Consider the following 15,037-nt stretch of genomic DNA (forward strand, 5'->3'; position numbering starts at 1 on the left):
AAGTGCTGAGCAATTATTAATTACGCACTGCCAGCCCTCGTGACCGGACAGTGCTGCCCAACCCCTGCGAGTGTTGTACAATATCGGGGAAAGAACATTTCGATCGAACATCTGTAATTGTGAAAGATTTAGTCTTAATTGGCGGCGGGCACAGTCATGCTATTGTCTTAAAAATGTTCGGCATGAAACCGCTGCCTGGAGTGCGTTTGACTCTGATTAGCGATGTCCTGCAAGCGCCTTATTCGGGGATGTTGCCGGGGCACGTTGCCGGGTTTTACGATTATGATGAATGTCACATCGATTTGCGATCGCTCGCGGAATTTGCCGGATGTCAAATATTGGTCGATCGGGCGATCGCGATCGACTTTAACAAAAATTTAGTTATTTGTCAAACTCTCCCGCCAGTTAACTTTGACGTGCTTTCTGTGGATATCGGCAGCACTCCCGCGACTTTATCTGTGCCGGGTGCGGCAGAATACGCAATTGCAGCTAAACCAGTACCCGAGTTTTTAGATAGTTGGAATCAGTTAATTTTCGATCGGCAAAATCATCCCGAAAAACCGCTGCGGATTGCCATTGTCGGCGGCGGTGCGGGCGGCGTAGAATTAGCATTAAATATGCAATCTCGTATTGCGAAGGAAGAAGGAAGAAGGAAGAAGGAAGAAGGAAGAGGGAAGTTCGACAGCGGATTTTGTAACGGATGTAACGGATGGATTTTAAAGGATAGAGGAAAGTTTAAGCAGGAAGAGGGATTAGAAATTCACTTGTTTCATAGCGGTGCTGAATTGATGCCGGGACATAACTATAGAGTACGTCATCGCCTCAAAGAAATTCTGATTAGTCGTGGCATTAAAGTACATTTAATGGAAAAAGTCCGTGCCATAGAAAACCAAGAAATGATTGAAATAGCATCCAATGCCCAATGCCCAATGCCCAATGCCCAATGCCCAATGCCCAATGCCCAAATCTGTTGTGAATCTGGTTTGAGCGTTGAGTGCGATCGCATTTTTTGGGTGACACAAGCATCCGCCGCCCATTGGATCGGAGAATCGGGTTTAGCGATCGACTCAAACGGCTTTATGCAAGTCAATGATTGCCTGCAATCAGTCTCTCACCCCAACGTATTTGGGGCTGGAGACATCTGCGCGATGGTTAATTATCCCCGTCCCAAAGCAGGGGTGTTTGCCGTGCGTCAGGGCAAACCGCTGTTTGAAAATTTGCAGCAGTTTTTATTGGCAAAACCGCTGAAACCCTTTGCACCACAGGAACAATATTTGGCCTTAATCGGTACTGGGAATAAAGCTGCGATCGCATCTCGCGGATCTTTCATGTGGGAATCGGCGCTGCTGTGGTACTGGAAAGATTGGATCGATCGCCAATTCATGCAAAAATTTAGCAATCTGCCAAAAAGCAGCGATAGTCAATAGCAATACCTTCAGATCTAATCTTCTCTTTTATTCCTCTGCGGTTCACATAAAAGACTACTTCAAAAAACATTTCTAATTGCTATACTAATATCAGAATTAAACAAAAGTAACTATGCTCAGAAAAATTGGATTTTGGCTGCTTTGGATTGCATTCAGCACCTACGCCTTTGTATTCGCACCACCCGACAGCCCCGAAACAATCGCACTAATTACAAACCTTGCCACAGGCAAAATAGCAGGCATCAACCCTTTAATTGTAGCTTTGTTTAACATCATGGGAGTGTGGCCGCTGATCTACAGTTGCGTGCTGTTTGCTGACGGCAGAGGGCAGAAAATACCAGCATGGTTATTTGGCACTTTATCCTTTGGCGTCGGCGCCTTTGCCTTGCTGCCTTACTTAGCCCTGCGCGAACCTAATCCAGAATTTTCTGGCACAAAAAATGTCTTCTTAAAAATATTAGATTCCCGTTTTACTGCCATTGTCCTCACATTAGGCGCTGCGGCTTTAGTTGCCTTTGGCTTGACAAAAGGCGATTGGTCTGATTTTGTTCAACAGTGGCAAACCAGCCGCTTTATCCACGTCATGAGTTTAGATTTTTGTATGCTTTCTTTGGTATTTCCTGCTTTATTAGCCGACGATATGGCGCGCCGAGGAATGCAGAATGCCGCCGCATTTTGGGCAGTCACATTAGTGCCGCTGTTCGGGCCCTTGGCTTATCTGTGCGCGCGCCCACCGCTGCCGGAAACTAATCCTAAAACTGTTACAAATTAGACAGCAGTGCAGGCAATGCTCCGTTGAATCTAGGAAGTAATCCCAAGTAATCATGCAAGAAACAGGCAAGATGCCTGTTCCACAATCAGTAAATTTTGTTGTGGGGTGGGCACGCGAGCCCGCCCCAGAAACAAACAGGCAAGATGCCTGTTCCACAATCAGAAACCGGGTTTTCTTTGGTCTTAATGCATCCTGAAATCACACTGCTATTCTTGATAGTCAGTATCTATCTCAATCTCAAGAGTATCTTCATCTATTCTGACATACAAAACATTTGGGCGACAGCAAACTTGACAATCTTCGATATAAGATTGCTCCATACCGCCGCTGATATCCACAAAAGTTGTACTCGGTTCGCCGCAAAAAGCACAATAATATTCAGCCGTTGTTTGCATCTTTTTCGCACTCTCTTTTTGTGACTTCATGGCGGTAGCAAAACATATCTGTCAACCGCAGCTTTACCCACCAACCTAACAGCAAATCGACCATCGGGCCGCCCGGTATCGAAAATGCGATCGCATCCGTCAATCTAGCCTGGCCATTTTCTGTGGTAAACTCGTGTCGGTGAATCCAACTCGTCATCGGCCCCTCAGTTTGTTCATCCACAAACAAGCGATACTCTTCGCATTCAGTGTGAGTCGCCACCCATTTGACCGGAATCGGCCCTAATAACAGCCGAAATTCTGATATAGCGCCGACACCAAGTCCCCCTTCGCGCCGAATGATTTTCACAGGTTGCCAAGGTGCACTCAACATTTGCAGAATATCCGGCCTTTCGTAAAAGTTCCAGACTGTTTCAACGGTGGCATTAATCAGAGACGAGTATTGAAAATTCGGCATTGTATAGTTGGGTTAGACTGTTAATTGCCGCGCTTCAGCATTTACAATATTATCCTCTGTATCAGTACAAACAGCAACAGTTAGTTTCAATCCCAAAGCATTCAGCCAAGTTCCCAGATTATAAATCGTATCACTTCCTTGCTGCGACAGCAATTCATCCAGCTTTTTCAAGTGCAATTCATATTCTTCTGGAGTCATTTTTGGTTGGCTTATAGCTTCTGCTATATCGCTGAGTGCCTGCTTCAGCAGTTCAGGTTCCGGATCTATTTCCTCTATAGTCGCCGTTATATAGGCTGCTGACAATGCCGGATTTTTTCTCAGAGATTCAATTAAAAACGGATGATCCGGGATACTTTTAACCATTGTTTTAACTCCTATTGTAATTTGTCCAGTATTCTTTTGCTTGGCGGATATCTCGGTCTTGAGTGCTTTTATCTCCTCCGCACAGAAGAAGTACAATTGTTGTTCCTACTTGCCCAAAATAGATTCGGAAACCAGGGCCATAGTCTATTCTCAGTTCGCAAACTCCCTCTCCAACTGAACGATAGTCTCCGAAATTGCCAGTAATAACTCGATTCAGCCTAGATCTAATCCTGGCTTGAGTATTGGTATCTTTGAAGGAATCAAACCACTCAGCGAAAGGTACTCTGCCCTCTGATGTGACATAACGCTGAATTTCTTTGGGTTGGACTTCGGGCATAATTATATTATGGTGCGTCACACATCCCAGTATGCTTGCAACTAATTATACTCAAGAAATGCCACAGGGGAAAGATGGAAAAACTTAGCTAACTTTTGAATTTGACTCACCGTCAATTCCCGCTTTCCATTCATTACCTCAGATACCCAAGACTCGGATTCAAAAATATCAATCAAATCTTTTTCTTGAATATTGTCTTCAATCATCAACGCTTTCAGTAGTTTAATACCTTTCAAAACTGGCATTGGCTCATGTTTTTGTTCGTAATCATAAACAAGTGTACCCAGCACGTTTAAGTAATCTCGATCGTCTTGCGTGAGATTTCTCCGATTCACAATAGAATCAATCCGATTTTGTGTAGCGATCAACTCAGCTTCACAAGTAATTGGACGCGGTGGAAAAGTCGTGATGATCTCAATGTAGTAGCTACTAGGAGTTTTTAAACCAGTTGTCATTTTTCCAGTTCTCCTTATCATATTCTGCATGAGTTAAAACACAGCGGACAAACACTATCTGGTATTCATAATCGATAAAAGTAATTAATCGATAGTTATTACCACCAATATTAAATACCATAAAGTTACCGACTAAATCAGCCGAAGGAAATACTTTACGCGTATCTACTAAAGTTTGCCATTCAGCATCACAACTACGCTGATACCACAGCAACAGACTTGTTTCAGCATTGGGGTGTGTTTCCCAAAATTCTTTTAGTCGTTTTCGGCTAATGACACGCATGAGACTATTATAATCTAATTTACTAAACCGGACTTAATGAATTCTCACATCCTTTATCTTGCTGTCGCGTTGTATGAGTCATCGCCTCAGCCAAATGCTTCTTCAAAGTCGCCTCCGGTAGCGGCCCTTTCAAATGACTCCAAGGCAAAACCCGATCCAATTCCCACTCTTGAAAAACATAGAAATCCATTTCCGGCAACTGTCCCCGCAACTCCTTAAATGCCCGCCGATAACTGCCCAATGTATCGCCGTAATGCCGCACTAATTCCAACAGCTTAGACAACCTGCGATCGCCCTTCGATAGCAAACCCTGAATTACCGACCAGTTATAGCTTTCAGGTCTAAATTCTAAACCCAACTTACGCATTTCTTTATCTAAAAACTTCAGTCTCTTCTCCGCATCTTTATCCACTCCGAACCACTGAAAAGGAGTGTGAGATTTCGGCACAAAAGTGCTGCATCCCAGAGTCAATCGCAAACCGGGAGCAGCTTTTCTAATCGCCTTCATCATCGCCACCGTTTCCTCCAAATCCTCCATCTCTTCGCCGGGAATTCCCGCCATTCCGTAAAGTTTAATCCCCTTTAAACCGCCAGCCTTAGCGTTGATAGCAGCTTGGATAATTTCATCGTTAGTGAGTTTTTTGTTGACGATTTTCCGGAGGCGTTCGCTCCCGCTTTCCACCGCAATCGTCACAGATTTGCTATCGCGGTTAGTCAATATTTCTGCCAATTTCACTGTCACCGTATTCGTTCGTACCGAAGAAAGACTCAGCCGCACGCCGTCGTATTTCGGATTGTTTAAATGCTCCAGCAGCGCTTCAAATTCCGGGTGCTGAGTCACAGAAGCACCCAACAAACCCAAACGATTAGTCACAGCTAAACCGCGATCGATCGCCGGAATTAGCGAATCCTCCAAACTCGCAGTTCTAAACGGCAAAGTCAGATAACTTGCTAAACAGAAACGGCACATTTCCGGACAACTCCGCACCACTTCCACCATATAAATATTTTCCCAAGCCGCTTTTTCTGTCACCACAGTCGAAGCAGATAAAGTATTGCCGCGGTAAGTCTGTTTTTCCACCATACTGGGAATAGTCGAATCCACAGGCTGAATCGATTTAATCCCCGCAGTCGCATCCAGATAAGTTACTTCGTACAAACTGGGAACGTAAACCCCAGGAACTTGGGCTAAATGCCGCAATTTAGTTTGTCTGTCGGCGGTACGGACTTGTTTATAAGCATCAATAAAATTGTCAATCAGATTTTCGCCATCTCCCAGCAAAATTACATCAAAAAAATCGGCAAAAGGTTCGGGATTCGCAGTGAAAACCGGGCCGCCACCGAATACAATTGGATGGTTGTCAGTTCGTTTGGATGCCCAAATCGGAATTTCTAAAGATTCCAATAAATTGAGAATATTTACATAATCGAGTTCCCAAGAAAGCGAAAATCCCAGTAATTCGGGATGTCGGGGAAGTTGTTCGCTGATATCAGTAAATAAACGGCTGACTTGAATATCCGATCGCACAGCCAAAGTTGCCCACACTATCTGATAGCCGAGACTGGTAATCCCCACCGTGTACTCGTTGGGAAATGCAAAAATAGTTGGGATAGCATCAGCATCGGGGGTTGCTGGGGCAAATAGCAGGCGTTCTTGGGCAAATGGATTAGGAGTCACAGGCAGGTTTAATTTTAATAATAGGTCTGTTCTTATCTCATTTTAAGCCATTATCAAAGTTATTGTAGTTATTGTAGGGTGCGTCAGGGCAGAATATTTTAACCACAAACTAAGAATCTCCCCCCTGACGCACCCTACGGTTAGTTACCTATTACATCCGTTACATCTTGTACACTGCTCCGTTGCCGAACTTCCTGCTTGAAAGTTACTCTGAAATAGAATCGCTATCCTCCCGGTTTCTCGGTGGCGGTGCACCGTGAAAAGTCGCAATCAGCAAACAGATAATCCCAGCATTAATAAACACATCTGCCAGATTAAACACCGGGAAGCGAATGATCCGAAAATCGATAAAATCCACAACGTGGCCCAAAACAAATCGATCGATCCCGTTTCCCAGTGCGCCCCCCAAAATCAAACCGTAGCCAGCTTGTTCCCAGCGATTAATTCGCGGCCCGAACCAAGCCAGCACCATCAATCCCACACTCACGCCCAAAGACAGCCAGCGCAACCAAATCGCCCCGCCATTGCTGAACAAACTAAAAGCCGCACCGGTATTAACAACATAGGTGAAGTGAAATATCCCAGGTAACAGCGGTTGCGTCTGCGGAGGAACCGTCAAGTCAAAATTTTGCACCACCCAAAACTTGCTCAGGTGGTCTAAAACTAAACTGATAATAGCAGCAACCCAGAATAACGGATTTCTTTTAAAACGCATGAATTAGGCAGTAGAATATAGGACATCAGGCAGGAAACAAGTTACGCAAATTTCCGAGTCGCAGTGAGATTGCTCACCAATCCGCAAACACAGTATAACCTAATATCATAACTAATGACTAATGACAACTGACAAATTAATAAAACATCAAGCGACGCAACGTAAATGACAGCAGTGCGATCGCACAAACCACCGCCAATTGTCCCGGCAGGGGATAAACCGAATATTTCAGAATCTCATCGAATAAAGGTACTTTTTTACCCGGAATCAGCAAATAACTAAAAATCAGATAAATTAAGCCGATCGCGTGAACGGTAAACAAACCGCACAAACAGCTAAAAGCCATAGATTCCAGCCGCGAAGCCACCTTAAAAGCCACCCAGCCGCACACCCAAGCACCAGGTACAAAACCCAGCAAATACCCAAAACTCGCTTCTTTGAGATAGCCGATGCCACCGCCTTGAGAAAAAACAGGCCACAAAGTTAATCCTAATACCAAATAAGCTATTTGCGAGAGCGCCGCAGCATTTTTGCCGCCCATGCAGCCTACTAGCAACACGGCTCCAATTTGATAGGTAACACCTAAAGAGTAAGCCTGAAGTCCGCGATTGTCCCACAATCCAATTGGAATTGTCACAGATGCAGGCAAAAAAGTGCCTCCTATTGTCAGGAGCAAACCCATAAAAGCCCAGATTAATTCAATAGCAGCAGGCATGATCGTCAAACGAGATTTGTCAGAAAGTATTCGTCAGGTGCAAGCTTGAATGCCCGCAGCTTTTAAGTTCTCAATACTAGCACCTTGTCAAAACAACTACCATTGTCTGGTTTTCTGGTGCTCGGGCCTGGAGCTTGCGATAATTTAATCGGGAATTTTTCGCGAGGAGGGCGATCGCATCCTTGTTTCTCTACTAATTTATTTGGCACATCTGAAAAAATCACACTTGTCAAGCTCATCAATAAATTATTTTAATCTTGGTTAACATTAGATTAAGAGAAAATGTAAAGATTTTTAACCTAAGCTTTACTTTCGCGCGATATGCTAGTACGCGACACACGTATAACGATCGCAAATTTTCTATACCTATGCTTTTTCGTATCAACTTGATTAATTCAAACCGTCTGACTACTGTAATTTCCGCAATGGCGATCGCCCTCAGCTTAGCAGCTTGCGGCGGCGGCAGCACAACCACAAGCAGCACCCCCGCCTCCGGTGACACCGCAGCATCCCCCGGCGCATCCCCCGTTGCAGCCACCGGCACAGCAGCAAACACCAAACTCGCCCTAGCCTCAGACGTAGCCATAACGGCAGCAGGCGCCTCATTCCCCGCGCCCCTATATCAGCGCTGGTTTCAAGACTTCAACAAAATCAACCCCAAAGTACAAATTAACTATCAATCAGTAGGCAGCGGCGCGGGAGTCGAACAATTTACCAAAGGCACAGTAGACTTTGGGGCCAGCGACACCGCCATGAAAGACGATGAAATCGCCAAAGTTCCAGCAGACAAAGGCGTGCTCTTGTTGCCAATGACAGCCGGCAGCATCGTCATCGCCTACAACATGGCAGACGTACCCGAACTCAAACTGCCCAGAGACGTTTACACAGAAATCTTCCAAGGTAAAATTACCAAATGGAACGACCCCAAAATTGCAGCAGCCAATCCGGGTGCTAAATTGCCAGACCAAGCCATCACCGTAGTCCACCGTTCCGACGGTAGCGGTACAACCGCCGTCTTCACCAAACACCTGAGTGCCATCAGCCCCGACTGGAAAGCAGCAGTAGGCGACGGCAAAACAGTACAGTGGCCCAAAACTGGTACTTTTCTCGGTGCAAAAGGCAACGAAGGCATCACAGCCCAAATCCTGCAAACCGCAGGCAGCATCGGTTACGTAGAATACGGCTACGCCAAAAACAACAACGTCAAATTTGCATCTTTACAAAACAAAGCAGGCACATTTGTAGTACCTAGCGACGAGTCAGCTTCAGCAGCTTTAGCGACAGTGCCCCTGCCGGAAGATTTGCGGGCATTTATCGAAGACCCAGAAGGCGCTACATCCTATCCAATTGTCACCTACACTTGGATGCTCGTACCCAAAAAAGTTGCAGACCCCAACAAAGCTAAAGCAATTGAGGCAATGGTTGAATACGGCTTGAATGAAGGTCAAAAAGTTAGTTCCGAATTGGGCTACGTTCCTCTGCCCCAAAGTGTCAAAGAAAAAGTTGCTTTGGCAGCCGATGGCATCAGCCCCGACTACAAGATTGAGATTGGCAAATAGTAACAGTTGACAGTTGACAGTTGACAGTTGACAGTTGGCAGTTGACAGTTGACAGTTGACAGTGACCTCTACCTGGAAGTCCGAGGATTGGAGTAATGAATCGTCTGATTTTAATTTCTCGCCTTTAAGGGTGGAGGCTTTAAACCAATTCTTTCTGGCAACGGATGCAAGTAGTGGATGTAACGGATTGTGCAACAGATGAATGTTGAAGTCCGAGGGAAGAGAGAAGAAGTAAGAAAAAAGAGATATTTCTGTAAGGGCGGGTTTTGCCAGAAATATTTGTGGAAAAGTCATGGAATTAATCAACCCGCCCTTCTTTTACATAATAATCAGTGCATCACTTATCAACATCCTCTCTTCTCTTCTCTTGTCTTCCTCCTTGTGGAACAGGCGTCCCGCCTGTGTATTTTGATTCCTTCTAGCGCCTGTGCATTTCTCCAGCTGCTTCTAGCTTTTTGGCAAAAATGCAATTTTTCCTTACTGTTTTTTTGGATTTTTGTATATGACTTCAGATAATAACAGCGCTCAATCTGACAGCCGTTCCCGCTCTCCGATAGAAAAGTCCTTAGACCAAAGCTTTATCTGGCTGACTCGGATTTTGGGCATAGGAGTTGGTGTAATTTTGCTGGTAATCGCCCTGACTGTTGCTTTCAGAGCCTTACCTGCTATGCAACAGTACGGTTTGGGCTTTCTGTTTAGCAGTGATTGGAATCCGGTTAAGGAAGAGTACGGCGCGCTGCCGATGATTTACGGGACGATCGTCAGTTCGGCGATCGCGCTCCTAATTGCAGTACCATTAGGAGTAGGGACTGCCATTTTCTTGAGCGAAGACTTTTTGCCGCTGCCAGTGCGTACAGCTTTAGTTTTTTTAGTAGAACTTTTAGCCGCCATACCCAGCGTAGTTTACGGTTTGTGGGGAATTGCTGTATTGATCCCCATTATTACCAGCATCGGAAAGTTTCTCAACGGTAACTTCGGATGGCTGCCGATTTTTAGCACTCCGCCCGTTGGGCCGGGAATGTTACCCGCTGGGGTAATTCTGGGAATCATGACTCTGCCGATTATTACTGCTATCTCCCGCGACTCTTTAGCAAGCCTCCCGCCCGACTTGCGACAAGCATCTCTCGGTTTAGGAGCGACTCGCTGGACAACAATTTTTAGAGTCCTCGTACCAGCGGCTTTTTCCGGCATTGTCGGCGGAATTATGCTAGGGCTCGGCCGCGCGATGGGAGAAACAATGGCTGCAACGCTGTTAATTGGTAATTCCAATCAGTTAAGTGCTTCTGTGCTAGCTCCTGCAAATACGATTGCTTCTTTGATGGCAAATCAATTTGCCGAAGCTTCGGGATTACAAGTGGCTGCTCTCATGTACACCGGACTAATTCTGTTTATTATGACTCTGATTGTCAATGTTTTGGCAGAGTGGATTGTTTCTCAAGTAAGAGCTAAGTACAACTAGAAGTTTGCCACAATTTCCTACATAGTTTTAGTTTATGTCAAATCCCGTCCCCGACGAGAATTATTTAGAACAAAAAATAGGTAGTTTGAAGAAGGTTAAAAATAGTCCGCAATCGCTGTTCAATCTGGCGATGACTGTACTAGCTGGAGCTTGTCTGGCTGTAACTCTGCTGCCTTTATTCGCAGTGCTTTCCTATGTGACAGTACAAGGTTTTAACCGCCTGAATTTAGATTTGTTTACCAAACTACCACCCGCACCCGGATTGTCGGGAGGTGGTATCGCGAATGCAATTGTCGGTACATTAATGACCGTAGGAATTGCTTCGCTAATTGCTGTGCCTTTTGGTATATTGGCAGCAGTTTATTTGTCGGAGTTCAGCAGCGGCAACATTGCTCGCTGGGTGCGCTTTGCTACTAATGTCCTCAGCGGAGTTCCTTCGATTATTGCCGGGGTATTTGCCTACGGTTTGTTCGTGGTAAATATGGGAGGTTTTTCGGCAATTGCCGGGGGCGCGGCGCTGGCTGTGCTGATGTTGCCGACGATTGTGCGGACTACTGACGAAGCTCTACAAATCGTCCCGCAAGATATCAGATGGGCATCCGTTGGTGTGGGTGCTTCTAATTATCAAACGGTGTTGCAGGTGGTTTTGCCTGCGGCAATTCCGGCGATTTTAACTGGTGTGACGCTGGCAATTGCTCGCGCTGCTGGAGAAACTGCTCCTTTGATTTTCACGGCGCTGAATTCGCCTTTTTGGCCTGCGGGATTTGATAAGCCAACTCCGAGTCTTTCGGTTTTGGTTTACAACTTTGCAACGGTTCCTTTTAAGGCACAGAAAGAGTTGGCTTGGGCGGCATCTTTGATTTTGGTGTTGATGGTTTTGCTGACGAGTATTCTTTCTCGCTGGGCAACTCGCCAAAAGGTTTATTAGTCAGTTGACAGTTGTCAGTTGGCAGTTGGCAGTTGGCAGTTGATAGTTGGCAGTTGGCAGTTGGCAGTTGTAATTGGTCATTAGTCATTTGTAAGTAATTTGTAATTGGTCATTTGTAAAAATCGATTGGAGTATTCAGTGTATGATGAATTTGGCAAACAAGACTGAAACTGTTTTACGGACTGAGAATATCAATATTTTTTACGGCGCGTTTCACGCAGTGAAGAATGTTTGTATGGAGATTCCCAAAAATCAGATTACTGCTTTGATCGGGCCTTCTGGCTGCGGTAAAAGTACGATTCTGCGATGTTTTAACCGCCTCAATGATTTGGTTAATGGTTTTCGTTTAGAGGGCCGAATTGATTATCATGGTCAAAATCTTTACGATCCTGATGTTGATGCTGTGGAGGTGCGCCGCAAGATTGGGATGGTGTTTCAAAAGCCGAATCCTTTCCCGAAGTCGATTTATGACAATATTGCTTACGGTGCGAGGGTAAACAATTATAAGGGTGATATGGATGAGCTGGTGGAAAAGTCGCTGAAACAAGCTTATTTATGGGATGAGGTGAAGGATAAGCTGAAGCAAAGCGGTTTTTCTCTTTCGGGCGGCCAGCAGCAGCGTTTGTGTATTGCTAGGGCGATCGCGATTAATCCTGATGTAGTATTAATGGATGAACCTTGCGCTTCTCTTGACCCGATTTCGACGGTTAAGATTGAGGAGTTGATGCGGGAACTGAAGGAGAAGTATACGATTGTGATTGTGACTCACAATATGCAGCAGGCTTCTCGGGTTTCTGACTTGACTGCTTTTTTCAATGCTAAAATTTCTGATGATGGAAAGCGGTTTGGCTATCTTGTGGAGTGTGACAAAACTGAGGTGATTTTCCAAAATCCGAAGGAAGAGTCCACTATGGATTATGTCAGCGGCCGTTTTGGTTGATTTGCCGGAGGTTGAAACAATCGCGCTACACAAACGACGACTTGGTTCGATCGTTCTGACTTTAGTCCGCATAAATCAGAGGACTCAACTCCTCACTACCAATTATCTTTATTGCGAGTAATTGACTGGACTTAATATAACTCAAGAATCCCGATTTCTCAAAGAAACCGGGATTCTGGTTTTTATGTTTAAAAGCTCGATCGTACTTTTTGCAGATACAAGCGGCTGATTTTGTGGAAGAAGTTCTCGAAGATGTTAGGCGTTCTTCATCCAATGCTTTAATAGGTTTTCTTTGACCATGCTTTGGCGCATGACTTCGATTAAGTATTCCTGAGCTTGGTCTTGGGTCAAGCTTTTGACTTGTTCGCGCAGGACTTGCAGTTTAAACTGCTGTTCCATGCTGAGGCTGGTTGTAGACATATCCATAAGTCGCTCCTCCACTTTGCTACATGATATCGATGCGAGATAGATCGAAATGACGTTTCGCAGGATTTGTTGTTTCTCCTATATTGTAAACTATCATAACATTCACTTGACAATATGTCCAAAGTACACATTTTGAGACTAATTTGGGTTGTAAAAGTACATCTAACTGGGGGGAGCTTTATCATAAAACAGGGGTAAAAACCGGGAAGCCTAAGCCAAAGGAGCTAGTTCGTATGGATGCAATGCAGTTTTTTCAGAACAGTGCTGGGGAGTGGCGATCGCAACGCAGCACTCATCACCTCGCTTTCCGCCAAGCGGAGATTGGGGATTCAAATATTCAGGTAACGGCGCTAGGTGCGGATGACGCGCGAGTGGCGGAAATTTGCCAGATGCACGAGGTCGATCCGAGTCGGGCTGCTGGGGGAGCGTTTGTGACTTGGCACGGCACTATGGCGTGGGATAAGGATGATGAGAATCACAAGGGATCTACGGTGTTCGCGATCGTCCCCGATCCTGAAAATCCGCGCCAGGGTTTGATGTTGCGGGAACGGGGCTATGCGGAAACGGCGCCGGTGGCGGGGCATTTTGAGATGGATGATGAGGATGCGCTGCTGCTGATTACCGAATACGAGACGATGAGTTCGATCGAGCGTTTCTGGTTCCCTAATCCGAACGTGCGGATGCGGACGAGTACGGTGAAGCGCTTTGGCGGCCCCAGCACTGCGACTTTTTGCACCGAAATTCGGGTGCAACCAGACTCGGATGCCACGGCTGAAGCGGCCGAGAAGCAGCCGGTTGCGAGCGAGTTTTACTCGGCTCTAGGCTGGTAGCTGTCGGCTCGTTCTTATCGCCTCGTTCCCAGGCAGAGCCTGGGAATGCTCTGACGGAGGCTCTGCCTCCCGTTTGACGAGGCAGAGCCTCGCGGATCGGCTGTTCCCAGGCTCTTCCTAGGAACGAGCGTTATTCCTCGATCAGTGGCTTCTTCGTTCTTCGTTCTTCCCTCTTGCTTCAAAGTCAACAAATGTTACAGATTGTTGCAAAAATTCAGGAAAATCGGATTTAGATTGCGAGAATCCCCTAATCTGTATGTTGGTTAGTTGTATCGTTATGCTGGCAGCTCGCGGTATCAACTATTTCAAAAATTTGAGATAACGGAGATTTTAACGTGGCGCTTCCTTTATTAAGCTACGCCCCCAAAAGCCAAAACCAGCGCGTTGCTGGTTATGAAGTCGGGGGCGACGAGCAGCCCAGAGTTTTCACAACTGAAAATGTGCTCTCGTCCGGGGACATGGAAAATTTGATTTGGGCTGGATATCGTCAGATTTACAGCGAACACCAAATCCTCAAGAGCAACCGCCAAAAGTCTTTGGAGTCGCAACTCAAGTTCGGCCAAATTACTGTGCGGGATTTCATTCGCGGTTTGGCGACTTCGGCTCCTTTCTTGGAACGAAATTATCAAACTAACAGCAACTACCGGTTTGTGGAAATGTGCGTGCAGCGCGTTTTGGGCCGGGATGTGTACAGCGATCGCGAAAAGATTGCTTGGTCGATCGTGGTGGCTAACAAAGGGCCTCAAGGGTTTATTGACGAGTTGCTCAATAGCGATGAGTACCTAGAAAAGTTCGGCTACGATACAGTACCTTACCAACAGCGCCGTATTTTGCCTCAGCGTGTTGGAGGGGAAGTACCTTTCAACTTGAAGACGCCTCGCTACGGTGAGTACCACCGCTCGCAGCTCGGCTTCCCGCAAATCATCTGGCAAACGACTGTTCGCCGTTTTGTTCCTCAAGAGCAACAAGCGAAGGCTGGCGATCCGTCGAACTACTTGAATATGGCTCGCAATATGCCTAAGCCTGCTACTGCGCCGCAGCGCGTGCCTCTGGCTAATATCAATATTGCGACGATGGTTCCTCGCCGCTAATTGATGCTGCTTGGTGCTATTGTTTGTGTCGGGGGATCGACTAAATCTTATCAGTTTTTAGGCTGAGAGAGTTTTGAGTCTTGAGTTTTGAGGTTTGAGTTTTTTACTAAACTTGGAATCCAAAACTCAGGACTCATAATTTTTGGTTATTGGTTATTGGTTATTGGTTATTGGTTATTGGTTATTGGTTATTGGTTATTGGTTATTGGTTATTGGTTA

General features: G+C 45.8%; 18 protein-coding genes. 8 read left to right on the forward strand and 10 right to left on the reverse strand.

Annotation, left to right across the window (positions count from 1 at the left end; all coding sequences use genetic code 11):
* Positions 1-119 precede the first annotated feature (119 nt).
* Together QUB68_RS18410 and QUB68_RS18415 are read left to right on the forward strand one after the other, a co-directional pair.
* A complete protein-coding gene (locus QUB68_RS18410; protein ID WP_332995160.1) occupies positions 120-1,427 on the forward strand; it encodes an FAD-dependent oxidoreductase in 1,308 nt (435 codons plus the stop codon).
* Positions 1,428-1,539: 112 nt separating this feature from the next.
* Positions 1,540-2,199: a DUF2834 domain-containing protein gene (locus QUB68_RS18415; protein WP_332995162.1), complete on the forward strand. Its 660-nt coding sequence runs from the start codon at positions 1,540-1,542 to the stop codon at positions 2,197-2,199.
* 206 nt (positions 2,200-2,405) lie between these two features.
* Here the strand turns inward: QUB68_RS18415 and QUB68_RS18420 are convergent, their stop codons facing one another.
* The 9 genes from QUB68_RS18420 to QUB68_RS18460 form a co-directional block, all read right to left on the reverse strand.
* Positions 2,406-2,594: a CPXCG motif-containing cysteine-rich protein gene (locus QUB68_RS18420; RefSeq protein WP_332995163.1), complete on the reverse strand. Its 189-nt coding sequence runs from the start codon at positions 2,592-2,594 to the stop codon at positions 2,406-2,408.
* A complete protein-coding gene (locus tag QUB68_RS18425; RefSeq protein ID WP_332995164.1) occupies positions 2,578-3,039 on the reverse strand; it encodes an SRPBCC family protein in 462 nt (153 codons plus the stop codon). Before QUB68_RS18425 ends, QUB68_RS18420 begins: the two co-directional genes overlap by 17 nt.
* A gap of 12 nt (positions 3,040-3,051) precedes the next feature.
* Complete coding sequence (locus QUB68_RS18430) at positions 3,052-3,402, reverse strand: helix-turn-helix domain-containing transcriptional regulator (RefSeq protein WP_332995165.1); 351 nt, start codon at positions 3,400-3,402, stop codon at positions 3,052-3,054.
* 4 nt (positions 3,403-3,406) lie between these two features.
* Complete coding sequence (locus tag QUB68_RS18435; protein WP_332995167.1) at positions 3,407-3,739, reverse strand: type II toxin-antitoxin system RelE/ParE family toxin; 333 nt, start codon at positions 3,737-3,739, stop codon at positions 3,407-3,409.
* A gap of 41 nt (positions 3,740-3,780) precedes the next feature.
* Positions 3,781-4,194 (reverse strand): helix-turn-helix domain-containing protein, encoded by a 414-nt coding sequence (locus tag QUB68_RS18440; RefSeq protein ID WP_332995170.1) that lies wholly within the window; start codon positions 4,192-4,194, stop codon positions 3,781-3,783.
* Positions 4,169-4,477: a type II toxin-antitoxin system HigB family toxin gene (locus tag QUB68_RS18445; RefSeq protein ID WP_332995173.1), complete on the reverse strand. Its 309-nt coding sequence runs from the start codon at positions 4,475-4,477 to the stop codon at positions 4,169-4,171. Before QUB68_RS18445 ends, QUB68_RS18440 begins: the two co-directional genes overlap by 26 nt.
* 22 nt (positions 4,478-4,499) lie before the next feature.
* Positions 4,500-6,155, reverse strand: coding sequence for a B12-binding domain-containing radical SAM protein (locus QUB68_RS18450; protein ID WP_332995175.1), 1,656 nt, complete (start codon positions 6,153-6,155; stop codon positions 4,500-4,502).
* A gap of 205 nt (positions 6,156-6,360) precedes the next feature.
* On the reverse strand, positions 6,361-6,870 hold the full coding sequence (gene lspA / locus QUB68_RS18455; protein ID WP_332995177.1) for a signal peptidase II: 510 nt from the start codon (positions 6,868-6,870) through the stop codon (positions 6,361-6,363).
* A 136-nt stretch (positions 6,871-7,006) separates the two neighbouring features.
* Positions 7,007-7,585, reverse strand: coding sequence for a biotin transporter BioY (locus tag QUB68_RS18460; protein ID WP_332995179.1), 579 nt, complete (start codon positions 7,583-7,585; stop codon positions 7,007-7,009).
* 368 nt (positions 7,586-7,953) lie between these two features.
* On the opposite strand from QUB68_RS18460, the gene pstS reads away from it, so the two are divergent.
* The 4 genes from pstS (at position 7,954) to pstB (ending at position 12,471) form a co-directional block, all read left to right on the forward strand.
* Entirely contained in the window at positions 7,954-9,144 is a 1,191-nt protein-coding gene (pstS, locus tag QUB68_RS18465; protein WP_332995180.1) for a phosphate ABC transporter substrate-binding protein PstS, read from the forward strand.
* Between the two features lie 502 nt (positions 9,145-9,646).
* Positions 9,647-10,603, forward strand: coding sequence for a phosphate ABC transporter permease subunit PstC (gene pstC, locus QUB68_RS18470; RefSeq protein ID WP_332995182.1), 957 nt, complete (start codon positions 9,647-9,649; stop codon positions 10,601-10,603).
* Between the two features lie 34 nt (positions 10,604-10,637).
* Entirely contained in the window at positions 10,638-11,531 is an 894-nt protein-coding gene (gene pstA / locus QUB68_RS18475; protein ID WP_332995184.1) for a phosphate ABC transporter permease PstA, read from the forward strand.
* Positions 11,532-11,673: 142 nt separating this feature from the next.
* Positions 11,674-12,471: a phosphate ABC transporter ATP-binding protein PstB gene (gene pstB / locus QUB68_RS18480; protein WP_442923101.1), complete on the forward strand. Its 798-nt coding sequence runs from the start codon at positions 11,674-11,676 to the stop codon at positions 12,469-12,471.
* Between the two features lie 255 nt (positions 12,472-12,726).
* On the opposite strand, the gene QUB68_RS18485 is transcribed toward pstB, so the two are convergent.
* The gene (locus QUB68_RS18485) at positions 12,727-12,897 is read right to left on the reverse strand and encodes an NblA/ycf18 family protein (RefSeq protein WP_332995186.1); all 171 of its coding nucleotides are present in this window, start codon (positions 12,895-12,897) and stop codon (positions 12,727-12,729) included.
* Positions 12,898-13,130: 233 nt separating this feature from the next.
* On the opposite strand from QUB68_RS18485, the gene QUB68_RS18490 reads away from it, so the two are divergent.
* Positions 13,131-13,727 carry a phycobiliprotein lyase gene (locus tag QUB68_RS18490; RefSeq protein ID WP_332995188.1) on the forward strand — a complete coding sequence of 199 codons (597 nt, stop codon included), beginning with the start codon at positions 13,131-13,133 and terminating at the stop codon, positions 13,725-13,727.
* Between the two features lie 335 nt (positions 13,728-14,062).
* Positions 14,063-14,818 (forward strand): phycobilisome rod-core linker polypeptide, encoded by a 756-nt coding sequence (locus QUB68_RS18495; RefSeq protein ID WP_332995189.1) that lies wholly within the window; start codon positions 14,063-14,065, stop codon positions 14,816-14,818.
* Positions 14,819-15,037 lie beyond the last annotated feature (219 nt).

It is taken from the genome of Microcoleus sp. A006_D1 (genome assembly GCF_036702805.1).
In the GTDB taxonomy this organism is placed as follows: Bacteria; Cyanobacteriota; Cyanobacteriia; order Cyanobacteriales; family Microcoleaceae; genus Microcoleus.